Below are 22,280 nucleotides of genomic sequence, written 5' to 3' on the forward strand. Positions count from 1 at the left end.
ACCTGTCCATTACATGGTGCTTTTCGGAGGAAAACATGTCCATTAATTCTATCAACCATGATGAAATGACAAATATTGCAAACAAGTGGGATGCTGAAGAAGAAGTATCTTTCAAACCAGAAAAGAAAATGAAGTCTGCTGAAGCTCGTCGTCGTATCGAGACTCTAAGAGAAATTAGAGAAAGCGGTTTGAGTCTGGAAGAAGCGAGGGAGCTAGGTCTTATTCACTAATAATCCCCATTGCATTTAGAAGGGTGGCACAACGCCACCCTTTGATTTATAAGTGTTTTTTCATGTTCCCTATCCAGATTTAATCAACTCCTTGATTCTTTGGCTCACTGTTCCGTTTAGCCTATCCCTTGTGATATTACGCTTTTCAGATGAAAAACACGCACATGGCATACTCTTGAACTAAGTTGTTTGACAGTCATATTCAACGCCACTAATTTTAAAGTTAAAGCAAAAATATGCGATGTCGTTGGTAAGGAGAAGGCTATGTCTAATTCTGTGGCTCAAGTTAAAGAAGTGCTGTTTTACGAACCCGAAGATCCGAACGGATACCTGTCAAATTTTGCCGCTTGTCCTATCAAGGTAGGTGATCAAGTTTGGGCAACCAGCGAACATTATTATCAAGCGATGAAGTTTGCCTCCGAAGCGCTACGTAATACCATTTTGGAAGCCAGTACACCTGCTGAAGCGTTCTCTTTAAGTCGTGACTACGAAGACCAAGTTCGCGAAGATTGGTATGACATTCGTGTTGAAGTGATGCAGTTCATCGTCACCGAGAAGTTCAGACAGAATCCACAGTTTGCGCTGTTTCTTACCAATACCGGAGATTCGGTGATCAAAGAACATTCGCACAAAGACCACTTCTGGGGCGATGGCGGCGATGGAACCGGCGAGAACCATTTGGGTAAGATTCTGATGGCAGTGCGTCACCAGCTTCGCACTCAGCAACTGCATTTGATTGCTTCGCACTGATTCGTCGATTCAGATAGCGGCATGCTTATGATTACCCCTTAGACGCATTTAAAAGGCCGCCCTGCTATCTAGTATGAAGCAGGGCGGCCTTTTCGGTTTTAGAGAGTCAGGCATCAACGAGAGTTAACGTACGTGACTAAGCTATCCGTTGCTAAGTTCTAAGTTACGCTGGTGCTATAAGTAACTCTGTACGATGTCGTCAAGCTGTCCATCGTCTTTCATTTGGTCTAGGCGTTGGTTGATGAAGCTTTGCAGTTTAGGATCCATCTCAGGGTCAAACGCCAAATGGATAGGGTAGTTATTGATGACAGAACCAAACTCTTGCATCTGGTAATCATCAATACTCAGTTTTTGTTCGTTTAGGTTGTATTTGATTCGTGATTCCATTTCCACAAACACGGTGTCGCCAGGTGCTCGGTTCAGGACACGAAACGCAGCAGTGTAATCTTTTACTCGAATCTCGTTGAGCTTGCCCTGTTGGATATAAGGTTCCAAGTTCGGATACTCAAATCCTTTCAGCAATACTACGGCTTTCCCATCGAGATCATCGATTGTATTGAACTCAAATGGCTTTTTACCGCTGCTGAGTAATACGTGTTTTACATTGTAAATCGGGTCTTCAGATAGGTTCGCAGATTGAATATTCCCCCAACTAGGGCTGCCATAGGTAACCCAGTTTGGATTCTCTCTCGCATCGAGCTTGTCGATCATTCGATTAAAAGGGTAGGTGTGGTAGTTGATCTCATATTGGCTGTCATCAAACACGGCTTCCACAATATCTGAAACAATTCCTCTGTGAGATGACCCGTCAGTTTCGATTTGAAAAGGTTGCGCTTGGCTCGCAATAATGTAGTAGTGAAGAGGTTCGTTTGCAGAAGCATAACTGCTTGAAAACAAACTGACTATGGATGCAACGATAAGATGTTTTTTCATAACCTTCCCTAGTTATTTGATGAATGACTACTATTATACTAGTTGAGTAATTGTAGTTTGCTAGGATAACAATAATGGTAATTTGTGTATGGTGACAAAAGGAAAACGCTACGTTGGACTCTCCCGACAGTTGATCGGGATGATAATAGCGATCAGTACCTTATTCACAGTTATAGTGACAGGTCTCGGGTTGTATGTAGAGTACCAAAGTCGAGTTTCTTTTATCAGCTCTCAGATCGAGCAGGTCAAGGCTGGCTACCTTTCTGGTTTAACGGCAAGTTTGTGGGTTGAAGATCGAGAGCAATTGTTTGTGCAAGCCGAAGGCATCTCTCGCCTCCCTTCGGTCAGTTACCTTCTTATCGAAAGTCCCGATGAAAAAATTCTAGAGTTAGGTCAAAAGACCGAAGGCCAATCTTATTCTCAGTCTTGGGAAATGGTGCACCAGATGGGCGGCACAGACTTCCCGTTGGCGACGCTCACGGTGCAATCAGACTTGAGCATGATCCTAGATGACTTTGAAGAACGAGTGTTATTGCTGCTCGCCTTCGAAGCCGTTAAAATCTTCTTGTTGTCTCTCGTATGTTTAACCATCGTCTATCGTCTTGTCGTAAAACGTTTGATGACTATGTCTTCCCAAATCAACCAACAACAGGTCGAAGACAACAAACCGCGCTTTATAACGCCAACTCACTCTACTTACAAAGATGAGATATCGACTCTAGAGAGTAGCTATAACCGATCGGTAGAACGTATTCGTCAACAATATCAAGAGCTGGAAAAAGCTAAAGATGTTGCTGAGGTGGCCAACCGCAATAAAAGTGAATTTCTTGCCAATATGAGTCACGAAATCCGTACACCAATGAATGGGATTATCGGGTTGTCGTCTTTGCTCTCTGAAATGGATATGCCGAAAGAGCAAAAAGAGTACATCAACATGCTCAACACCTCTTCGCTTACGTTGCTCGACTTAATCAACGACATTCTCGATTACTCGAAGATCGAAGCGGGGCGACTAGAGCTTCAGCAAGAGCCGATGAAAATGATGGGCATTGCGGCCGACGTTGAATCAACCTTTCGAGTGAAAGCCGAACAGAAAGGGCTTCGATTCCAATTAGCGATCGACCCTAAGATCCCAACCATGGTGATTGGCGACGGTACACAACTAAGACAAGTCCTAAATAACTTAGTAGGCAACGCGATTAAATTTACCAAGCATGGCCACGTCACGCTCTCACTTCGTTTGGAAGAGGTGGTTGAGCCTGAGCAAAAACTCCGAGTGAAATTCGAGGTTGTCGACAGCGGTATCGGTATTGCAGAAGACAAACAGAAATCGGTATTCGATAAGTTTCAACAAGCCGACGGCAGTACCACACGTATTTACGGAGGCACAGGGCTTGGTCTAACAATATGCGAGAAGATCGTGACATTGATGGGCAGCAAGCTTGAACTCACCAGTGTTGAAGGTAAGGGCAGTACATTCTTTTTTACGGCTGACTTTGACCCGTGTTTAGAAGCCGATGAAAGCAATATCGATTTCAATAAGGTTTCGGTTCTGCTTGTGGATGATAGCCAGCTGAACATGTGCATAACGTCTACACAGCTTCAATCCTTTGGCGTTAAGTCTGAGTGCTGTGAAACGGCAAACCAAGCGTTAGAGTTGGTTTCAGAGTCTGTGGCTAAGTCATCACCTTATGATCTCGTTCTGATAGACAAAGTAATGCCGTCCGTTGATGGCTTTCAACTGGCGAGAAGCTTAGTTGAACGCTTTGGTAGCGAGTGTCCCAAGTTAGTGATGATCTCTGCTGACCCTAGAAAGCAAGATGAAGCTCGTGCTAAACAAGTCGGTTTTGTTGCCTACATTGCGCGTCCTTACCAAGATAATCAGCTTAAATGGACCATCAGTGAGGTACTCGCGAGAGCGGCTGATACTTCAGTCTTTACCTATCCGAACAGAGGAGAGGTTGCGTTTAAAGACAATGAACCTGTGCCGTTAAGTAAACCTGCAGCGGTTGTTAAAGATGCTCCCATTGTCTCTGTAAACGCCACACCAGCCGATAAACAAGCTCCAATTCAAGCAGAGTCAAAACCTGTCGCAGTTGCCGGAGAATTTAGTGGTACAGTTTTAGTTGTTGAAGACTCGCGAGTAAACCAACAAGTCGCCAAGATGATGCTCAAGAAGCTTGGCTTTGAGGTTGATATTGCCGACAACGGTGAAATTGGTGTCGAGAAATTCAAAGCCAACGAATACGAGATGATTTTTATGGATTGTCAGATGCCGGTTCTCGATGGCTTCGAAGCGACCAAGCAGATCCGAGCGCTCGAAGAAGGGGCTGCAAAGCATATTCCAATCATTGCGCTGACGGCCAACGTCGTGCAGCGAGACAAGCATTTGTGCTTCGATGTAGGCATGGATGAGTTTTTACCTAAACCGGTTAACCAAGGCAAACTGAGAGAGATCGTAGCGAGTTTCTTGTCGAAAGAGACGGAATCAAACAAAGAACATGAGCAGCAAATTGTTTAGTTGAGTATCTCTAATCTTACTTTCATTAAAAGAGTAATGAGGCGAATTAGACATAGTCTTTTATGCCGTTGGTTATATTTGAAGTATCGTGTGAAAGAAATGATAAAGGTGGCCTGAAAAGACCACCTTTTTTGTATGTGTCGGTTTGAACTTAATCTCTATCGATTGCGAACGCAGACCATGCTTGACGTGTCGGCATCACTTCGACTCGGTTAATGTTGATGTGATCTGGCAAGGTTGCGATATAAAACATCTGCTCGGCAATATCCTCTGCTGACAACGGTGTAGTGCCTTGGTAAAGGTTGTCTGAAGCCGTCTGGTTACCTTTAGTTCTTACAAGAGTAAATTCCGTTTCTGCAATACCAGGGGAGAGGTCAGTCACTCGTACCCCTGTGCCTTGTAAGTCACAACGTAGGTTGTAACTGAACTGCTTTACGAACGCTTTGCTGGCACCATACACATGGCTTCCTGGGTAAGGCCACTGTCCGGCGATTGACCCAACATTGATGATTGAGCTTCCTGCGCCTTTTTTAATTAACGTAGGCAACAGCGCATGAGTAACATTAACCAAGCCTGTGACATTGGTATCGATCATAGTGTGCCAGTCTTTCAAGTCCACATCAGGCGCGCCTTCTGGTGCCAAAGCTAACCCAGCATTATTGACCAATGCGGTAATCGATGAAAATTCAGCGGGTAATGAATCAATGGCTTGTTTTACGGCGTCTGCGTCTCGAACGTCGAGTTGAATTACATGCACAGGCACCGTTAATTCTTCCTTTAGGTCGAGTAGCCTTTCGATTCGACGACCAGACAGCACTAACGACCAGTTATCTTCTGCGAAACGTTTTGCTGCCGCTTTGCCGAAACCAGAGGTTGCCCCTGTAATGAACGCTATCTTATCCATAAATACATCCTTCTAATTTGAAATTAACATAAGTAGTGCCATGCCGATCAAAATCGGCGCGGTCGTTGTTTTTGCAGACAAGTTCGGTACTGATAGATACAGTTTTTGCCCCAGTACATTGCCAATCAAAGCTGCCGGTAATAGCCATAAACCTGTGATGAACGATTCTTGGTTAAATGCGCCAATCCATATGAAGCCGGTCAGTGAAATCGCTGAACTCAGCAGAAAAAACACAATCGCGGTGGCTCTCTGTTCACTGGTTTTAATGGTCAGGTTCATCAAATACGTCACTAATGGCGGACCTCCTGAAGAAGCGGTGGTCATGCTAAACCCCGAAATGGCTCCCGCCCAAAACGCGTGTCGTTGGTGCAACCAAGTGAGGCGTAAGTCCAAAATAATCAGCGTGCTAGCGACCAAAGACATCATCGCGATAAAGGCCTTCAAGCCTGATTCCGATATCGTGCTAATGAAATACAGCGAGAAAGGCACCGCAACCAACATGCCAATACACAGCGGCGCAATAAGCCGGATATTGATGGTGGTTTTACTTCGCTTGAGCAGAGGAAAGGCACTTAAAAAGTCCAACAAGATAGCGATAGTTACCGCTTGCAATGGTGGAACAATAAAGCTGAGGGAAAGCGCTACGATAATCGCAAACCCAAATCCTGAATAGCCTCGAACTACTCCTGCAAACAGAATCAATGTCATCGCTAATCCTAATTCCACTCTTGCTCACCTCTTTGCTTTTGATATTGCTGCTGCGTTAATTAGAGTTCGATGAGACCTGTCTCGTCTGCCTTTCAATCTATTCACACCTAAGAGTTTTGAATAGAGCCAGATCGACGATTGGATTGGGTCAGGCTGTTTGTTGGATCGGGGATGAGACTTGGGCTGATGTACTGGCCCAATGTTTTGTTGAAACTGACACTATGACCTCCGCCCTGTTTGGGATGAAGATTATTCCATCCGATAGCGCAGCCTTTTCAATGTCGTGTTTTGTGTCTTTCATTCTCGAAGACGAGCCAAGCACGAGCGGCTGTGAATCTAGTGTTGTTAATGGAGACGATGAAATGGAAGTATCAACAGAACAGCTTGTGAACCAAGATATTATCGACCTCGACAAGAGCGTATTTCATTCTTGGTCGATTCAAGAAGCAGCGGAGCCTATCGCCATTGCGGGTGGGCAAGGATGCAAAATGTGGGACTACGAAGGTAAAGAGTACCTTGATTTTAGTAGCCAACTGGTTAACACCAACATTGGTCATCAGCATCCACAAGTGATCAAAGCGATTAAAGATCAAGCGGACTCATTGGTAACCGTTGCCCCTGCGACCGCCAACCTCACTCGCGGTTTGGCGGCCAAGCGCATCTTGTCGAAAGCGCCAAGCTCGTTTAAGAAGGTGTTCTTTACCAATGCAGGCGCAGACGCCAACGAAAACGCGATTCGCATGGCGCGACAATTCACAGGGCGCGACAAGGTGCTATCTGCTTACCGTTCTTACCATGGCAATACAGGTACTGCGATTGCTGCGACGGGGGACTTTCGTCGAATTCCAAACGAGTATAGCCGTGGGCACGTTCACTTCTTCAATCCATTTCTCTATCGAAGCGAGTTCAATGCGGCGACTGAGGCAGAAGAGAGTGAGCGTGCCCTGCAGCATTTAGAGCGAGTGATTGAATGCGAAGGGCCAACAGCGATTGCAGCGATTATTCTAGAGACCATTCCGGGAACGGCTGGTTTTCTCATTCCGCCCAAAGATTACCTTATCGGCGTGCGTGAGCTGGCAACCAAACATGGTATTCAGCTGATCTTTGATGAGGTGATGGTCGGCTTTGGCCGCACGGGCAAGTGGTTTGCGTTTGAGCACTTTAATGTAGTGCCAGATCTGATTACTTTTGCGAAAGGGGTGAACTCGGGTTATGTGCCGGCTGGTGGCGTGGTGGTCAGCGAACCGATCGTTGAGTACTTTAAGTCAAACTTCTTTATGGGCGGCTTAACGTACTCAGGTCACCCTTTGGCGATGGCTTCTATCGTTGCAACGCTCGATGTGATGGAGCAAGAGGGCATTGTCACACACGCTGATAACGTCGGTAACAGCGTTTTAGGGCCGCTTCTACTGAGCCTTCAAGAGTTGCACCCTATGATTGGTGATGTGCGTGGTAAAGGGATGTTTTGGGCGGTTGAGCTGGTGGAAGATCGTGAAAGCAAGTCTCCATTGAGCAATGATAAAATGGGTCAATTGAAAGCGGAACTAACCAAGAGAGGTTTGTTAACCTTCATTGTGAATAACCGTATTCACGTCGCTCCACCTCTGGTTATTCAACCAAGTGAAATTAAGAAAGGCGTGAAGATCATTGATGAAGTTTTGCTTGAGCTCGCTTCTTAATTCTTCAAAAGATAGCTAACACAGAAACACAGGCACTTTGGTAAAGGATTCCCCGTCCTTTTCAAAGTGCTTATTTTTTCCGGAGTGCCTAGCTTCAAATTGGTTAGGAATAGACGAGAAAGAGCATCGATTGATGCTCTTTTTTACGTTATTGCTTGAATAACAGCGTCCATATAACGCGATGCTAGCTCTTCATTACCTCTGATAGCTCTTTAATGCCGGGGGCGATCAAGTCTTTGTCGATGGCGTGAAAGCCCAACCTGAAATAAGAATTAGGATCAAATTCGGATGAAGTTTCATTGCTCAACTTCGTTTCAGGATCGGTCATGAAGTGAGAATACCCTGTCTCAATCAAAATCCCTTTTTGTGCGGCTCGTGACGCTAAGCGTTGGCTATTGATGTGACTGGGCGTTTGTAGCCACAGAGAGTTGGCCTGCTCGCTTTGAGCCAGTCGCTTGCAGTCAGGTAAGTACTTCAAGACAGCATCGTTGATCAGCTTCCAGCGCTGGCGAGTGTTTTCTCTAAAGCGCCTCACAAAGCTGTCGTAGTAGCCTTGTTCAATAAAGTGCGCTACTTCCATCTGAACACGGCTTGGCGCATGTCGGTACATCAAGCGACGCAGTATTCTAAGGTCGTAGATTAACTCTTCAGGTGCCACGATGTAGCCTAACCTCAAGCCGGGTGCCAGTAGCTTAGAGAAGCTGCTGACATAGATGACTCTCCCTTCCTTGTCATTGGCTTTTAGCGCGGGTTTAGGATTCCACTCCACGTTGCACTCGGCGTCATAGTCATCTTCGATAATTACCGCGTCATTGGCTTTGGCCATTTCAAGTAACTGAGTTCGACGCTCATCACTCATGGTGACGCCGGTTGGAGCTTGATGGCTAGGCGTGACATAGAAGTGATCACACAGTGAAGAGTGCTCATTGAATCTCAATCCTTGTTCATCCACTTGATGCGGGTGTAACTGCGCGCCAGAGAGATTGAAGATGTGATTCGCTTCTTTGTAGCCGGGGTTCTCGACTCCGACTCGACTCTGATGGTTCATGAGCAAAGTCGAAATCAAATACAGCGCATTCTGCGAACCTAAGGTTATGAGGATCTCATCACTTTGGGCATGAATACCGCGCTGTGGGAGCACCCTTGTGCGTATCTGTTCGACCAGCATGTCGACGTCTTTATCGACCTTGTCGCAAAGCCAGCGGTGATCATGTGGGTCTGAGGTGACCTTTCTTGTCGCTTCTCGCCATTGAGCTAATGGGAAGTCATTGATAGAGGGTTGGCCAAAAATAAATGGGTATTGGTAACAACTCCAATGCGAGGGTTTGACGATGCGTGGGTATTGGCCCAATTGCAGCTTAACGCGTTTGCTCCAATCCGGTGCATTGTCGCTGTCGGCTGATTCAAAATGATCCAAACTCGCGTCGATAGTATCACTCGGGTTTTCATACTTTTCTGAAAGGTAATAACCACTGCGAGGCTTACTGATGAGGTAGCCATCGTCGAGCAAACTGTCGTACACCAACGAGACAGTATTGCGTGAAACACCCAATTGGCTAGACAGCTTACGACAAGACGGAAGCGCTTGTTCAGCCGGAAAAATACCATTCAATATCGCCGTCACCAAATAGCTACGTACTTGTTCTTGCAGGCTTCTTTTGGAATCAAACTCGATGAAACAATTGTGATTTATCGCCATGAGATACAGTCCTTATTCTCAGTGAACCTCAGTCCAATTTGTATAAAAGAGCAAGAAATGCGCCAGAGTTCATATTGATGTTTTAAGAGTGTGTTTTGCTCTCTCTCAACCCCGAAAATTACGTTGTCCCAAACTAGAAAATCGTTCTGTCCCAACCTGAAAATTAAATTGGCTCTACGTCTCCGATGCATTCCGTTCATAAAGTAAAGGCAGGCAAATAATCTCGATAAGGAAAGCGTATGAAACAGGGAATGACGATGAAGGCATGGGTTTCAACAGCGGCAGCGACAGTTGTACTGGGTTGTTTTGGAGTCGCACAAGCATCGGAGCTTGCAGCCATCGAAAAGCAAGGCTTCATGAAAGTGGCGACAGAAGACAACTACTCTCCATTCAACTATATCGACCGCGGTAAGCCTGCGGGGATTAACAAAGATTTGCTTGATGAGTTACGTGAATATTCGAAGTTCGATATCGAACAAGAGATCTTACCTTGGACAGGACTACTCGCTTCGGTATCTGCGGGTCAATATGATGTGGCGTTAACTGGCGCGATCATTACCGATGCTCGCTTGAAGGCCTTTGATTTCACTCCACCTATCGCTTCAGCGCAGCATTACTTCTTAACCAGAGCTGACGCGGAAGATATTAATACGGTAGCCGATTTAGATGGAAAAACAGTGGGCTTACAAGCGGGCAGTGCTTTGCTAGAAAGGCTTCCAGAGCTCGAAGTGATGCTCGAAGCACAAGGCAAATCTTTGGGTAAAGTGGTGCAGTATCAATCCTACCCAGAAGCGTATTCCGACTTGGCAATCGGCCGAATAGACTATGTGATCAACAGTGTGGTTTCAGTTAACGAGGTAGTGAAGTCGAAGTCAAAGGTATTCAAAAAAGGCGAAGCAGTCTCTGGCCCAGGTTTCGTTAGCTGGCCAGTTCCTAAAGATAATCCTGAGCTTTTGGCTTACCTAACGGAATTCTTCCTACACCTTGAGCAAACAGGAAAAATGGCAGAGTTGCAGAAGAAGTGGTTCGGTGAATCGTTCGACCAACTCCCTTCAGAAGCCATCACTTCGGTTGAGCAGTATCACAAGCTAACAGCCGTTCAATAGATGAATAAGCATGCGCCGACACAAACAGTTAGCGGCTGTTTGTGTCCATGCCAATGGGTTCAAAGCGGTTTAACCCATGAGTCTTTGGCGCACAATCTATCGAAAGAAGTCGCTGATCAAAGAGGTCGTTTATGGATTATTACGCTTGGGAACAGTTACTACAGGGCGCGTGGGCAACGGCATGGATATCGGCAGTATCGATTGTATTAGGTGTCGTCATCGGCCTAATGATTGCCTTAGTTAGAATGATGAAAATCCCGTTTGTGGATCAAATGTTGGGTATCTATGTCAGCTGGGCACGAGCAACGCCTTTGGTGACACTGGCTCTGTTTATTTTCCTTTCTTTTCCGTCATTTGGCATCAATTTAGATAAACACGTTTCTGCTATTTTAGCTCTCACACTCAATACATCGGCATTCAATGCAGAGATTTGGCGCAATGCCTTTCTTAACTTTTCAAAAGGACAAATGGAAGCGGCAGAAGCCATTGGTATGAGACGTATCACTTATTTTCGCCGCATCATGTTCCCGCAAATGGTGATCATGAGCCTACCAGCGCTAGTCAATGAGATGTCGTTCTTAATCAAAGGCAGCCCAGCGATTGCGGTGATCGGCATCGTCGACCTAACTCGTGTCACCAATCGAATCTCTGCGGTTACCTATGAACCACTTGGGCCGATTCTATGTGCCGGTGCCATTTACATGTTGATTATTGGCGTGTTGGTGAAGTTGCAAGCGGTGGCTGAAAACCGAGCTACTTATCTGCAGTAGTAAGTGCATACATCTGTAAACAGCAGCAGTAGTCGCAGTTTAGCCGTTATGATTACTTGGTCAGAAACACGATTTATCTGCGTATTGAAGTGCTATCTCGTGGGTAAATATAAGGAGTAAATATGGAAGAATGGAATATTATCTGGCAACAAAAAGAGCTGTTTGCTTCTGGTTTTGTGACCACGTTTTATCTTTTTGTCTCGTCTTCAATCTTGAGTTTCGTCATAGGTATTGGTTTGTTGTACTGTCTCGAAAACTCGAGACTCGGTGTTAAGTACACCATCAACAGTTTGATCGGCATTATGCGTACCTTACCGTTTCTGATCTTAGCCTACCTGCTCTATTACGGTTTGCCTCAGGTTGGTATTCGATTGGACGCAGTGACAGCGGGAATCATAGCGCTCAGTCTCTATCATGGTACGTATTTTTGTGAGATTTTCCGAGGTGTTCGTAAAGGATTAGAGCCAGGTTACATCGAAGCGGCGCACGCTTATGGCTTCTCTAAATTCAAAACATTTACCCGAGTTATTACCCCAAATGTGTTGTTTAAGTCGGTTCCACTGATCACGAACCAACTCATCATCTGCTTAAAAGACACTGCGTTTCTTAGCATCATCACCGTCGCAGAAATTACCGCGGCCGCCAACAGCATTCAATCAACGTACTTCATCCCATTGAATGCGTTCATCATTGCTATCGCGCTCTACTGGGCCGTGAGTATTGCACTTGAAACCATCACCAAACGAATCCAAACCAAAGTTGAACTTAGAGGACTTAGCCATGCTTAAACAATCAGAGATTCTTGAAACGGAAGCACCGATTAACCCTTCTTTGGGCGTGAATTTGGAAGTGATTGAGTGCGAGCCACTATTGGAAGAACGAGAGACGATCATCAAGGTTGAAAACCTGTCGAAACAGTTTGATGGCATCGAAGTACTGCGAGACATCAACCTCAACATCAACAAAGGCGATGTGGTGAGTATTCTCGGCTCGTCAGGTTCGGGGAAATCGACGCTACTGCGTTGCATGAACTGGTTAGAGCAGCCAGAGCGCGGCACGATTTTTATGGGTGATGAGCGTATTGGTATCAACTCTGAAACGGGTAAGCCACTCAAATACAAAGAGTTGGCGAAACTTCGAGAGCGTCTTGGAATGGTTTTCCAAAGCTTCAACTTGTGGCCGCATTTAACCGTGTTGCAAAACGTTATGGAAGCGCTCGTTCACGTTAAGAAGATAGCGAAATCAGACGCCGAAGAGATGGCACGTAAGCAACTCGATAAGGTTGGGATGTCGCACAAACTAGAGAACTACCCAAGCATGTTATCGGGTGGGCAAAAGCAACGTGTCGCTATTGCCAGGGCTCTCGCGATGGAGCCGGATGTGTTGCTGTTTGATGAACCAACGTCAGCACTCGATCCTGAATTGGTCGAAGAGGTGTTGTTGGTGATGAAGAAACTGTCGCAAGAGGGCTACACCATGGTGGTTGTGACACATGAGATGGAATTCGCGCGTCAGGTGTCGGATCAAGTGGTATTCCTTGAGAAGGGCATCTTGATTGAGAAGTCCAACCCAGAGAAGTTCTTCACTAACCCAGACTCACCAAGGGTAAGGCAGTTCCTCAAGCTTGATTCGTGAACTAGATGATCCACATCACCTTAATGTTTGATCGCTAAATCCAAAACTCCGACCTAATCAGTCGGAGTTTTTGTATTTGTGTTGCTACCGCATTAAGAGGATGTGGTACTAGCCAATGCTATCAATGTGGATCACTACTGAGTCTGGTCGCCAGTATTCCAGTTCGCAATCCATCAACTCGCCATCTTGCTTGTAGTTCACACGGCAGATCTTCAGCACCGGTTGACCCTCAGCCAAATTCAGCGCCTTGGCGACATGAGCAGGGGCAGAAGTTGGAATTACATCAAAACGCGAGCGTTGGGTCTCGTAGCCGTATTTTTCTCGGTAGATGCCTGTCAGCGACATGGTGAGGTTTTCTGACAACACCTTCTCAAACAACGGCGCTTTTAAGACGTTTTCAACAAACAGCACCGCTCGGCCATCAATAAAGCGTAGTCGCTCAATCACGTGTATCGGCGTTATCTGTTCTATCTCTAATGCTTTGGCGTAATCGCCCGCGGCCATCTCTGTGCGGGTGCTCAGCAGCCTTGTTTCTGCAATACGATGTTGTTCGCGAATCATTTGATGAAAGTGAGAGCGAGACAGCGGGTTGTAGCGAATTCGTTCGGGTGACACATACCAGCCTCGACGCTCTTCTCTGTATATCAGACCTTCGGTTTCTAATGACACCAATGCATCTTTGAGCGTGATTCGTGTGGTGGAAAACAGCTCGCTAAGGTTTCTTTCGGATGGCAGTTTTTGCCCTTCAATGAAGATACCTGATTGAAGCTGCTCTCGAATACTCGCCTTAATTCTTCCTAACTGTGTCCCTGATTGCCCGGTGCCCAATGTTCTCATTACTGATCTAGTCCATAAGTTCGTGTGCTTAATAAGGTAAACCATGGAGTTAACAGGAATGTGACAGTAAACAATGGCTTATTGTCATATGAGTGAAATATAACTGCCACGTAAATGCACTCGAACTGTCAAATAACTTACGGCAAACCGTCACATTCCGGCTATAGCATACAAAACGAACTTACTGACCTAGTCCAGAAGGATAGAGACAATGAAAACTTTGCTTAGCCGTTCAACTGTATCGCCAGCTAAATTAATCGGTTCACCTGCAAAATTAATCGGCGCAACGCTAATAACGGCAACACTTTCAATGCCAGCGATGGCGAAGGATGCTGATCTTGAGTCACTGATTGAAGCCGCTCAAAAAGAGGGTGCAGTTTACAGTGTGGGTATGCCAGACAGTTGGGCAAACTGGAAAGGCACATGGACTGACCTGAAAGCAAACTACGGTTTGAAGCATCAGGATACCGATATGAGCTCGGCGCAAGAGATCTCGAAATTTGAAGCAGAGAAAAGAAACGCAACCGCAGATATCGGTGATGTTGGTTTTGCTTTTGCACGTGTCGCTGTGAAAAAAGACGTAACGCAGCCATACAAACCAACCACTTGGAATGACATTCCAGACTGGGCAAAAGACAAAGATGGTCATTGGGCTCTGGCTTACACTGGCACCATCTCTTTCATTTCCAACAACAACCTTGTTGAAGATGCGCCGAAAACTTGGAGTGACCTACTAGAAGGCGACTACAAAGTAACAGTCGGTGACGTAGGTGTAGCCGCGCAAGCAAACAACGCGATTCTAGCGGCAGCATTTGCTAATGGCGGTGACGAGTCGAACCTAAAACCAGCGATTAAATTCTTTGGTGAATTAGCGAAGCAAGGCCGTCTGTCTTACACCGACCCAAGCATCGCGAATCTTGAAAAAGGCGAAGTGGAAGTGGCAATCATGTGGGACTTCAACGCACTGAACTACCGCGACAAGATCGACCGTGAGCGCTTTACCGTCAGCATTCCACAAGATGGCTCAGTGATTTCTGGTTACACCACCATCATTAATAAATACGCACAAAACCCGAACGCGGCGAAGTTGGCTCGTGAATACATCTTCAGCGACCAAGGCCAAATCAACCTAGCAGAAGGTTACGCACGTCCAATCCGTAGCAACATTACGCTACCTCAATCAGTTCAAGACAAGCTGATCTCAAACGAGCAATACAGCAATGTTCACCCAGTGACTGACTTCTCAGCATGGGAAAAATCAGCACGTCGCCTGCCACGTCAATGGCAAGAAAGCGTATTGATTCACCAGCAATAACCCCGCTTAACACACCACCTGTAACGGGTGGCTTATAGAAACAAGCAATAGAGATTAGACCATGAGCAATAAGGTTATCCTTGTTGTTCTAGATGGACTGAACTATCAGGTAGCCCGTGATTGCATGGGCTACCTGAACGGTCTTCTAGAACTAAGTGATATGCAGATAAAACAGGGCGATTCGCACAATGAACAGAGCGATTCGTACAATAAACAGAGCACTTCGCAGAGCACGCAAAAAAACAAGCTGCGCGCCACGCTTTACCCTGTGCAATGTGAGCTGCCATCTATGTCACGCCCGCTGTATGAGTGCATTTTAACTGGGGTTCGCCCTGTCGAAAGTGGCATCGTTAACAACCAAATCGTGCGTTTATCGAATCACGAGTCGATCTTTAGCTTGGCTAAATCGCAGGGCAAAGTGACGGCTGCAGCGGCATATCATTGGGTGAGCGAGTTATATAACCGAGCGCCATTTGATGCAGTACGTGACCGTTTCACCAACGATGAAACCATGAACATCCAACACGGTTGTTTCTACCACTGGGACCACTACCCAGATGAAGCCTTGTTCTTGGATGCTGAGCACCTGCGCGTCACTCATCAGCCTGATTTCTTATTGATTCACCCAATGAACATTGACGACATGGGACATAAGCACGGGCTGGATTCTCGCCAGTACCGTAATAGTGCTCGTGGCGCGGATATCTACCTATCGAACTACCTTGAGAAATGGGTAGATGATGGTTATCAAGTGATCATCACCAGTGACCATGGCATGAACAATGACCTGTCTCATGGTTGCATTCTGCCTGAAGAGCGTGAAGTGCCTTTCTTTGTGATTGGCGATAAGTTTACACACCAAGCTTGTGCAGTGAAACAGACCGACATCTGCGGCAGCGTGTGTCAGCTACTCAACTTAGATCACGATAAATCTTACACTCAGGAATTGTTGGCCCTATGAGCAGTTCTGTAATCACGCAGAGCGATGGCTCTGCGCTTAAACCCAAAACCAAATCTTTGTTTCAACGCTTCAAGCCCGCTTTGTGGCTTGCGCCTTTCGCATTGTTTTTCTATCTGTTCCAACTGGCACCTATGGTTTGGGTGCTGATCAACAGCTTCTTCTATGACGACGAACTCTCTATCGAAAACTACGCTGAAGTGTTCGATTCTGCCTTTATGATGCAGGCTTTTGGCAACAGTTTATGGTTGTCGATTTGGTCGAGCATTGTTGGCTTGGCGATTGCAACTCTGTTGGTCTCTTCATTGCGCCGTGTTGATTCTAAAATCCGCGATGCGGTGATCGCGTTTACCAATATGAGCAGCAACTTCTCTGGTGTGCCTCTGTCGTTCGCATTCATCATCATCTTGGGCACCAATGGTGCGATTACCTTATTGCTCAAGCAGTATGGATTGCTGGGTGATTTCGACCTTTACGGCAAGTGGGGCTTGCTGGCGATTTACATCTACTTCCAGATCCCATTGGCGGTGTTGTTGCTGTATCCAGCGTTTGATGCTCTGAGTGACGACTGGCAAGCCGCTTCGGCACTGCTTGGCGCGAAAACTTGGCAATACTGGACCAAAATCGCGCTGCCTGTGTTATCTCCGGCTTTGTTCGGCACCTTTATCATCTTGATTGCTAACGCGATTGGCGCCTACGCAAGTGTGTATGCGTTGACCTCGGGCAACTACAACGTGATTACGATTCGTATCGCGAGCTTGGTATCGGGCGACTTGTTCCTAGAACCAAACCTAGCTGCGGCAATTTCAGTGATTCTGATGGTGATGCTGGCCTTCATCACCGTGATTAACCAATGGCTGATCAGCAAAAGCTACGCAGGGAAGAGAAAGTAATGAACACCGTCAATACTCGTTTTCATAAAACGGTTGTCTATTCGATTGTCGGCATCATGATGATCCCGATCTTAGCGACCTTTATTTACTCGATCTCTTCTCGTTGGGGCGCAACGATCCTGCCGGATGGCTTCACGTTAGATTGGTACATCAACCTGCTGACCGATCCTCGCTTCTTGCAAGCCTTTGGTCGTTCACTGTTTATCTGCGTGGCGGCACTGTCATTGAGTGTGGTGTTGGTTCTGCCTGCGATTTTCGTGGTGTTTTACTATTTCCCTAAACTCGACAAGGTAATGAATATCCTGATCTTATTACCATTCGCTGTACCACCAGTAGTGTCATCGGTTGGTTTACTTCAATTGTATGCAGACAGTGAAATCTCACTGATAGGCACGCCGTGGATTTTGATTGGCACCTACTTCACCATCGCACTGCCATTCATGTATCGTGCGATTGCCAACAGCTTTGAAGCAATCAACTTGCATGACTTGATGGACGCGGCACATCTGCTTGGCGCAAGTACCACCAAGGCGTTCTTATTGATTATTCTGCCAAACCTTAAGAAAGGCTTAATGGCGTCACTGTTCTTGTCGTTCTCGTTCCTATTGGGCGAGTTCGTGTTCGCCAACATCTTGGTAGGAACACGCTACGAGACACTGCAAATCTACCTATACAATATGCGTCAAACCAGCGGCCACTTCACGTCAGCCCTAGTGATGACGTACTTCCTGTTTATTTTCTTACTGACTTGGTTGGCAAGTCGTTTCAGCCAGGGAACAAAATAATGAGTTATGTAAATGCGAAAAACCTCACCAAGAGCTTTGGTGACAATACAGTGTTTGAAGACATTCAATTTTCAATTGAGAAGGGTGAATTCATTACTCTGCTTGGCCCAAGTGGCTGTGGTAAATCGACTCTGCTGCGCAGCTTGGCTGGCTTAAACCCTGTCGATGGTGGCGAGATCTGGGTCAACGGCGAAGAGATCACCCACCAAGTGCCGCAACAACGTGGCATCGGCATGGTGTTTCAATCTTATGCGCTGTTCCCGAACATGACGGTTGAAGGCAATATTGCGTTTGGCCTCAAGATGAAAAAGCTTGCTGCTGACGAGATTAAACGTGAAGTGGCGAAAGTGATTGGACTGGTGGACTTAACGGGTAAAGAGAAATTCTACCCGCATCAGCTTTCGGGAGGTCAGCGTCAGCGTGTTGCCTTGGCAAGAGCCTTGGTGGTCAAGCCGCGTATTCTATTGCTCGATGAGCCACTTTCGGCGTTGGATGCGAAGATCCGTAAACACCTTCGCCAACAGATTCGAGATATTCAAAAAGAGATGAACCTGACCACGATCTTCGTGACCCACGATCAAGAAGAAGCGATGATCATGTCTGACCGTATCTTCTTGATGAATAAAGGCGAGATCGTACAAGCGGGTACACCCGAAGAGATCTACACTCAACCTGCCAATGAATTCGTGGCGGGGTTCATGGGGCACTATAATTTGGTGCAAGCAAACCAAGCTAAGCAACTTTTCAACATTGAAACGGAATGGAAAGTGGCGATTCGACCGGAATCTATCTACGTGAAAGAGCAAGGTCGACAATATGGCGAGCATATCTCTGCGCCGAAAACGGGCACCATTCGTAACCACCAGCTCTTGGGCAACGTGATTCGCTACCAGGTAGATGTCGATGAATGTGAATTAACGGTCGACTTATTAAACCGTTCCTCTGAACGACTGTTGGCAAACGGCAGCCAACTTGAACTCCTGTTTAACCTTAACGAAATTCAACCTGTGAGAGCCTAAGATGTTCAAACCTTTGTATGTATTTGATATGGATGAAACGCTGATCAATGCTGATGCAGCAATGCTTTGGAATGAGTTCTTGGTTGAAAAGGGCATTGCCACTGCGCCCAACTTTATTGATGAAGATAAACGCTTAATGGGCCTGTATTCGGAAGGCAAACTGAACATGGAAGATTACCTCACGTTTTCCATGCAGCCATTAGCCGATATGCCAACAGAGCAAGTCACCGCCTTGGTGGAAGAGTGTGTTGAACAGCATATTTTGCCTAAACAGTTCAAGCAGTCGAAACCTTTGATTGAGCAGTTAGAGCGTGACGATATCGACATGTTGATCATCTCAGCCAGCGTCACTTTCTTAGTAGAAGCGGTCGGCCGTAAGATTGGTATCGAGAATGCACTCGGTATTGATTTGATTGAAAACCAAGGCCGTTTTACTTCTCAAATATCAGGCGTACCAAGCTATCGTGAAGGCAAAGTGACGCGTTTAAAAGAGTGGTTAGACAATCAAGAAACCAATTACTCAGATATCCACTTTTATACGGATTCAATCAACGACTTACCTTTGTGTGAACATGCCGATTTTGCCTATCTGGTGAACCCATGTCCGCGTTTAAAAGCGTTAGCCGATCAACTGAACTGGTCGATTCTCAACTGGGATTAACGCTGATCCCATCTTTGAATTATGTTCGCTTTAGAACGAAAAAAGCCGCTGATGAAAGCGGCTTTATGATTCGTATTATTCTATTTCTAGTTTGTAACCTATCCCGTAAATGGATTTGATGTAGTCACATTTTTCATTTATCGAGACCATTTTTTTGCGTAAGTTTTTAATATGGCTATCGATAGTGCGATCACTGACCACTCTTCTATCGTCGTAGATTTTATCAATCAATTGATCGCGACTATAAATGCGGCCAACATTTTGATAAAGAAGGTGCAAAAGCCGAAACTCAGCTGGCGTTAAACTTAGCTTAATACCACATAGGACGGCGGTCATACTCAATTCATCAATATCAATGGCGTTCGTTGCTGACGTGGCTTGGGGCTTGTTGGAACGGCGCAAAATATTTTTCACCCTCACGACTACTTCTCTCGGGCTGTACGGCTTACATATATAATCATCTGCACCCAATTCAAGCCCAACGAGTCGATCGATCTCTTCGACCTTGGCTGTCGCCATAACCACTGGGATGTCACTGAACGTTCTCAGCTCTCGATAAATATCCAACCCGTCTCTATTGGGTAGCATGAGGTCGAGAATAATGAGTTTAGGCGATGCTTGCTTTACCCAGTCAATGACAAGGTTACCATCGATAATATGATGACTTTCAAGGCCAGAGTGCTCTAAGTACTCACACAGTACACTTGCTAATGCAGGCTCATCTTCGACGACTAAGATCACGATTTTATTTCCTTTGGTAACGCTATGATGATTCGTAGTCCACCCAATTCTGAGTGGTCGGCAGTAATGTGTCCTTGGTGCGCTTCAACGATATTTTTACAGATAGATAAGCCAAGCCCAGAACCGCCACTTGAGCGACTGCGCGATTTATCAACGCGGTAAAGCCTCTCAAACAAACGCGGAAGTGATGCATCAGGTACACCTGGATCACTGTCTTCAACGTTGATAATAATACTATCACTAATGTCGGTAACATCTATCGATACATGCCCATTATCGCTAGTGTATCGTGCGCTATTTTCCAACAGATTCACAAACAGTTGTGTCAGTAATCTCTCATCACACGAGGTAAACAGTGGCGCCGAATGGTCATAGTGCTTTGTTAATGTGATGTTTTTTTGTTCTAAACGGATCGAGTTTTGAACGATCACAGAATCAATCAGTTTATGTATATCAACGTTGTTTTTAACATTGAGGTTAAATCCGATGTCATACAGGGAGAGTTGGTGAAGATCCTCAACGAGTTGACCCAACGTGATGATTTGTTGATGTAACGAGTCGATGTATTTTGGTTCAGGTGATCGAATACCGTCTTGTAGCGCCTCTAGTTCACTTCTAAGCACGGTGATAGGCGTTCTAAGTTCATGTGAAATATCTGATAACCACTGTTCTCTAAGTGTTTTCTGTTTTCTTAGTGTCTCGACAACACCGTTGAATATTCCGATGAGATCGGACAATTCATCATTGCCGCTTTTTTTAATGTAGAAATCGAGATCGCCATTTTCGATAGATTTGGCACCTTTCGACAAAGCACGCAATGGTTTCAAAAATCGCCTAACAAGAAACAAAGAGATAAGGAATGAAAGTAACACGGTAATCGATGCGATAGTGCTTACATGCGTCGTTTGTTGTTTGAAAAAGCTTTCTGCTAAAGGCCCTGATATTTTATCCATCTGGACGATAGAGATATACCCAATAACTTGATCATCCAGTGTTATTTCGACTAGCGCTTGATGCTGACCATCTTCAAGGTGATGTAGGTTTTCAGGCGGTCCAATTATGGCTCGCCCGTCTTGATCTAAAATGTTGAGTCGTTGCCAAATAGGTTGAAGGCCTGGCGCTTCCGGCTCTCTTAATGGTGGTGGCGATGGGTGTCTGTCACGAGGATGTGGTCGTGAGGGGCCGCCAATGCTACTGGCGATTAAATGTGGTTCACGCTCTAGCCGCCTCCACTGTTCGGAAGGTGAGTAATATTGCTTTAAGTTATTGGCGAGTTCTTGAGCTAGGGCAATCTCATTATTATTTGTGAAATCTTGGAGCCCTCTTTGAAAACTGGAGTTAATAAAATAGGTCAGTACAAAGAGCATGGTCACGCACACCATTAGTATTGAAACAAACAGTTTGGTGAAAATTGATATGCGCACGTTCTCTCCAGAAATTAAAGTGAATTAAGACGATAGAGTGAGTTAAGACAATAAAATGAGATAAACCAATATTAGCCCTCGATCGTGTGGGAAATATGGACATTGATTTCTTTATTCATCTTAGGCCATGTATAAGCACTCTTTTGTTAGAAATGAATAGCGAGCTGACAGGGTGCTATACCCCATCAGCTCGCATTGAATTATCACTATTTTAGGATAACCCTCTAACCATTATTGACGTCTTGGTGGTGGTGGCGGAACTTCCTCTTCCGATAGACCACCGCTTCCATCTGCGTCTAGTTTATCAAAGTCATCGGCGAGTGGACCTCTGAGCTCTTCTAATTGTAACTCGCCATCACCGTTTGCATCCATTTCTTCAAAACTTGGCATTTCTCTTGGACCTTCACGGCTTTCAGCACACGCTTGAAGCGCGAATGTCGATGTCAGTAAAAGTAATGCTGTCGTGATTTTTTTCATAATTTAATTCCTATTCGTAACCAAATATAAGTGTATTTCTTTGACGCAAATAGGTTAGCGATCAAATTAGCAGAGAAAATGGATAAATCTAGGAGATGAAAGTTAGCGTTTAACTTTAATAGGGCATCAGTTCATCAGTTCATCAGCCCATCAAGTCAGGTTGTTTAAACCTCCATTGTTTCTACATAGTTTCCACATTTTCTATTTTTATCCTAGTCCATTATTGAACTCATGA

Annotated in this window: 22 protein-coding genes; 14 read left to right on the plus strand and 8 right to left on the minus strand. The window is 45.6% G+C overall.

The window, feature by feature from the left end:
- The first annotated feature begins 35 nt into the window (after positions 1-35).
- The gene (locus ACED41_RS08290; protein ID WP_017061218.1) at positions 36-230 is read left to right on the plus strand and encodes a hypothetical protein; all 195 of its coding nucleotides are present in this window, start codon (positions 36-38) and stop codon (positions 228-230) included.
- A gap of 189 nt (positions 231-419) precedes the next feature.
- Positions 420-980 carry an NADAR family protein gene (locus ACED41_RS08295; protein WP_032547138.1) on the plus strand — a complete coding sequence of 187 codons (561 nt, stop codon included), beginning with the start codon at positions 420-422 and terminating at the stop codon, positions 978-980.
- 174 nt (positions 981-1,154) lie between these two features.
- Here the strand turns inward: ACED41_RS08295 and ACED41_RS08300 are convergent, their stop codons facing one another.
- Positions 1,155-1,913: an ABC transporter substrate-binding protein gene (locus ACED41_RS08300; RefSeq protein ID WP_017061220.1), complete on the minus strand. Its 759-nt coding sequence runs from the start codon at positions 1,911-1,913 to the stop codon at positions 1,155-1,157.
- An 88-nt stretch (positions 1,914-2,001) separates the two neighbouring features.
- Here ACED41_RS08300 and ACED41_RS08305 point away from each other — a divergent pair, with 88 nt between their 5' ends.
- Complete coding sequence (locus ACED41_RS08305; protein ID WP_371724773.1) at positions 2,002-4,434, plus strand: response regulator; 2,433 nt, start codon at positions 2,002-2,004, stop codon at positions 4,432-4,434.
- Between the two features lie 151 nt (positions 4,435-4,585).
- Here ACED41_RS08305 and ACED41_RS08310 read toward each other — a convergent pair whose 3' ends face one another.
- Both ACED41_RS08310 and ACED41_RS08315 read right to left on the minus strand, forming a co-directional pair.
- On the minus strand, positions 4,586-5,338 hold the full coding sequence (locus ACED41_RS08310; RefSeq protein ID WP_017061222.1) for an SDR family NAD(P)-dependent oxidoreductase: 753 nt from the start codon (positions 5,336-5,338) through the stop codon (positions 4,586-4,588).
- A 12-nt stretch (positions 5,339-5,350) separates the two neighbouring features.
- Positions 5,351-6,046, minus strand: a complete 696-nt coding sequence (locus tag ACED41_RS08315; RefSeq protein WP_371724788.1) for a sulfite exporter TauE/SafE family protein — start codon at positions 6,044-6,046, stop codon at positions 5,351-5,353.
- A gap of 362 nt (positions 6,047-6,408) precedes the next feature.
- On the opposite strand from ACED41_RS08315, the gene ACED41_RS08320 reads away from it, so the two are divergent.
- Positions 6,409-7,725: an aspartate aminotransferase family protein gene (locus ACED41_RS08320; RefSeq protein WP_371724789.1), complete on the plus strand. Its 1,317-nt coding sequence runs from the start codon at positions 6,409-6,411 to the stop codon at positions 7,723-7,725.
- A gap of 184 nt (positions 7,726-7,909) precedes the next feature.
- Here the strand turns inward: ACED41_RS08320 and ACED41_RS08325 are convergent, their stop codons facing one another.
- Entirely contained in the window at positions 7,910-9,424 is a 1,515-nt protein-coding gene (locus ACED41_RS08325; RefSeq protein ID WP_017061225.1) for a PLP-dependent aminotransferase family protein, read from the minus strand.
- Positions 9,425-9,663: 239 nt separating this feature from the next.
- On the opposite strand from ACED41_RS08325, the gene ACED41_RS08330 reads away from it, so the two are divergent.
- The 4 genes from ACED41_RS08330 (at position 9,664) to ACED41_RS08345 (ending at position 12,935) form a co-directional block, all read left to right on the plus strand.
- Positions 9,664-10,530, plus strand: a complete 867-nt coding sequence (locus tag ACED41_RS08330) for a transporter substrate-binding domain-containing protein (RefSeq protein WP_065584482.1) — start codon at positions 9,664-9,666, stop codon at positions 10,528-10,530.
- A 131-nt stretch (positions 10,531-10,661) separates the two neighbouring features.
- On the plus strand, positions 10,662-11,300 hold the full coding sequence (locus ACED41_RS08335; protein WP_017061227.1) for an amino acid ABC transporter permease: 639 nt from the start codon (positions 10,662-10,664) through the stop codon (positions 11,298-11,300).
- A gap of 122 nt (positions 11,301-11,422) precedes the next feature.
- Positions 11,423-12,088 (plus strand): amino acid ABC transporter permease, encoded by a 666-nt coding sequence (locus ACED41_RS08340; protein WP_371724774.1) that lies wholly within the window; start codon positions 11,423-11,425, stop codon positions 12,086-12,088.
- Complete coding sequence (locus ACED41_RS08345) at positions 12,081-12,935, plus strand: amino acid ABC transporter ATP-binding protein (RefSeq protein WP_371724775.1); 855 nt, start codon at positions 12,081-12,083, stop codon at positions 12,933-12,935. Before ACED41_RS08340 ends, ACED41_RS08345 begins: the two co-directional genes overlap by 8 nt.
- A 108-nt stretch (positions 12,936-13,043) precedes the next feature.
- Here the strand turns inward: ACED41_RS08345 and ACED41_RS08350 are convergent, their stop codons facing one another.
- Positions 13,044-13,772, minus strand: a complete 729-nt coding sequence (locus ACED41_RS08350; RefSeq protein ID WP_004732583.1) for a UTRA domain-containing protein — start codon at positions 13,770-13,772, stop codon at positions 13,044-13,046.
- A gap of 211 nt (positions 13,773-13,983) precedes the next feature.
- On the opposite strand from ACED41_RS08350, the gene ACED41_RS08355 reads away from it, so the two are divergent.
- The 6 genes from ACED41_RS08355 to ACED41_RS08380 all read left to right on the plus strand — a co-directional run bounded on the left by ACED41_RS08355 (position 13,984) and on the right by ACED41_RS08380 (position 19,403).
- Entirely contained in the window at positions 13,984-15,087 is a 1,104-nt protein-coding gene (locus tag ACED41_RS08355; protein WP_371724776.1) for an ABC transporter substrate-binding protein, read from the plus strand.
- Between the two features lie 61 nt (positions 15,088-15,148).
- Positions 15,149-16,048 carry an alkaline phosphatase family protein gene (locus tag ACED41_RS08360; protein WP_371724777.1) on the plus strand — a complete coding sequence of 300 codons (900 nt, stop codon included), beginning with the start codon at positions 15,149-15,151 and terminating at the stop codon, positions 16,046-16,048.
- A complete protein-coding gene (locus tag ACED41_RS08365) occupies positions 16,045-16,938 on the plus strand; it encodes an ABC transporter permease (protein ID WP_371724778.1) in 894 nt (297 codons plus the stop codon). The genes ACED41_RS08360 and ACED41_RS08365 overlap by 4 nt, the downstream gene beginning before the upstream one ends.
- Positions 16,938-17,723, plus strand: a complete 786-nt coding sequence (locus ACED41_RS08370; RefSeq protein WP_004732591.1) for an ABC transporter permease — start codon at positions 16,938-16,940, stop codon at positions 17,721-17,723. Before ACED41_RS08365 ends, ACED41_RS08370 begins: the two co-directional genes overlap by 1 nt.
- Positions 17,723-18,742, plus strand: a complete 1,020-nt coding sequence (locus ACED41_RS08375) for an ABC transporter ATP-binding protein (protein ID WP_108195142.1) — start codon at positions 17,723-17,725, stop codon at positions 18,740-18,742. The genes ACED41_RS08370 and ACED41_RS08375 overlap by 1 nt, the downstream gene beginning before the upstream one ends.
- A gap of 1 nt (position 18,743) precedes the next feature.
- Complete coding sequence (locus ACED41_RS08380; RefSeq protein ID WP_102320939.1) at positions 18,744-19,403, plus strand: HAD family phosphatase; 660 nt, start codon at positions 18,744-18,746, stop codon at positions 19,401-19,403.
- A 75-nt stretch (positions 19,404-19,478) separates the two neighbouring features.
- Here ACED41_RS08380 and ACED41_RS08385 read toward each other — a convergent pair whose 3' ends face one another.
- The 3 genes from ACED41_RS08385 to ACED41_RS08395 form a co-directional block, all read right to left on the minus strand.
- A complete protein-coding gene (locus ACED41_RS08385) occupies positions 19,479-20,144 on the minus strand; it encodes a response regulator (RefSeq protein WP_010432275.1) in 666 nt (221 codons plus the stop codon).
- Complete coding sequence (locus ACED41_RS08390) at positions 20,141-21,511, minus strand: ATP-binding protein (protein WP_065584490.1); 1,371 nt, start codon at positions 21,509-21,511, stop codon at positions 20,141-20,143. The genes ACED41_RS08385 and ACED41_RS08390 overlap by 4 nt, the downstream gene beginning before the upstream one ends.
- Positions 21,512-21,799: 288 nt before the next feature.
- Positions 21,800-22,045 (minus strand): hypothetical protein, encoded by a 246-nt coding sequence (locus tag ACED41_RS08395; RefSeq protein WP_010432281.1) that lies wholly within the window; start codon positions 22,043-22,045, stop codon positions 21,800-21,802.
- Between the last annotated feature and the right edge of the window lie 235 nt (positions 22,046-22,280).

The organism is Vibrio sp. 1F255, from assembly GCF_041439145.1.
Lineage (GTDB): Bacteria > Pseudomonadota > Gammaproteobacteria > Enterobacterales > Vibrionaceae > Vibrio > Vibrio crassostreae_C.

Excerpts from the sequence above, each read along its gene's own strand:
- ACED41_RS08290 (WP_017061218.1), top strand. The coding sequence starts at position 36 with ATGTCCATTAATTCTATCAACCATGATGAAATGACAAATATTGCAAAC.
- ACED41_RS08300 (WP_017061220.1), bottom strand. The coding sequence starts at position 1,913 with ATGAAAAAACATCTTATCGTTGCATCCATAGTCAGTTTGTTTTCAAGC.
- ACED41_RS08305 (WP_371724773.1), top strand. The coding sequence starts at position 2,002 with ATGGTGACAAAAGGAAAACGCTACGTTGGACTCTCCCGACAGTTGATC.
- ACED41_RS08310 (WP_017061222.1), bottom strand. The coding sequence starts at position 5,338 with ATGGATAAGATAGCGTTCATTACAGGGGCAACCTCTGGTTTCGGCAAA.
- ACED41_RS08315 (WP_371724788.1), bottom strand. The coding sequence starts at position 6,046 with ATGACATTGATTCTGTTTGCAGGAGTAGTTCGAGGCTATTCAGGATTT.
- ACED41_RS08320 (WP_371724789.1), top strand. The coding sequence starts at position 6,409 with ATGGAAGTATCAACAGAACAGCTTGTGAACCAAGATATTATCGACCTC.
- ACED41_RS08325 (WP_017061225.1), bottom strand. The coding sequence starts at position 9,424 with ATGGCGATAAATCACAATTGTTTCATCGAGTTTGATTCCAAAAGAAGC.
- ACED41_RS08330 (WP_065584482.1), top strand. The coding sequence starts at position 9,664 with ATGAAACAGGGAATGACGATGAAGGCATGGGTTTCAACAGCGGCAGCG.
- ACED41_RS08335 (WP_017061227.1), top strand. The coding sequence starts at position 10,662 with ATGGATTATTACGCTTGGGAACAGTTACTACAGGGCGCGTGGGCAACG.
- ACED41_RS08340 (WP_371724774.1), top strand. The coding sequence starts at position 11,423 with ATGGAAGAATGGAATATTATCTGGCAACAAAAAGAGCTGTTTGCTTCT.
- ACED41_RS08345 (WP_371724775.1), top strand. The coding sequence starts at position 12,081 with ATGCTTAAACAATCAGAGATTCTTGAAACGGAAGCACCGATTAACCCT.
- ACED41_RS08350 (WP_004732583.1), bottom strand. The coding sequence starts at position 13,772 with ATGAGAACATTGGGCACCGGGCAATCAGGGACACAGTTAGGAAGAATT.
- ACED41_RS08355 (WP_371724776.1), top strand. The coding sequence starts at position 13,984 with ATGAAAACTTTGCTTAGCCGTTCAACTGTATCGCCAGCTAAATTAATC.
- ACED41_RS08360 (WP_371724777.1), top strand. The coding sequence starts at position 15,149 with ATGAGCAATAAGGTTATCCTTGTTGTTCTAGATGGACTGAACTATCAG.
- ACED41_RS08365 (WP_371724778.1), top strand. The coding sequence starts at position 16,045 with ATGAGCAGTTCTGTAATCACGCAGAGCGATGGCTCTGCGCTTAAACCC.
- ACED41_RS08370 (WP_004732591.1), top strand. The coding sequence starts at position 16,938 with ATGAACACCGTCAATACTCGTTTTCATAAAACGGTTGTCTATTCGATT.
- ACED41_RS08375 (WP_108195142.1), top strand. The coding sequence starts at position 17,723 with ATGAGTTATGTAAATGCGAAAAACCTCACCAAGAGCTTTGGTGACAAT.
- ACED41_RS08380 (WP_102320939.1), top strand. The coding sequence starts at position 18,744 with ATGTTCAAACCTTTGTATGTATTTGATATGGATGAAACGCTGATCAAT.
- ACED41_RS08390 (WP_065584490.1), bottom strand. The coding sequence starts at position 21,511 with ATGCTCTTTGTACTGACCTATTTTATTAACTCCAGTTTTCAAAGAGGG.
- ACED41_RS08395 (WP_010432281.1), bottom strand. The coding sequence starts at position 22,045 with ATGAAAAAAATCACGACAGCATTACTTTTACTGACATCGACATTCGCG.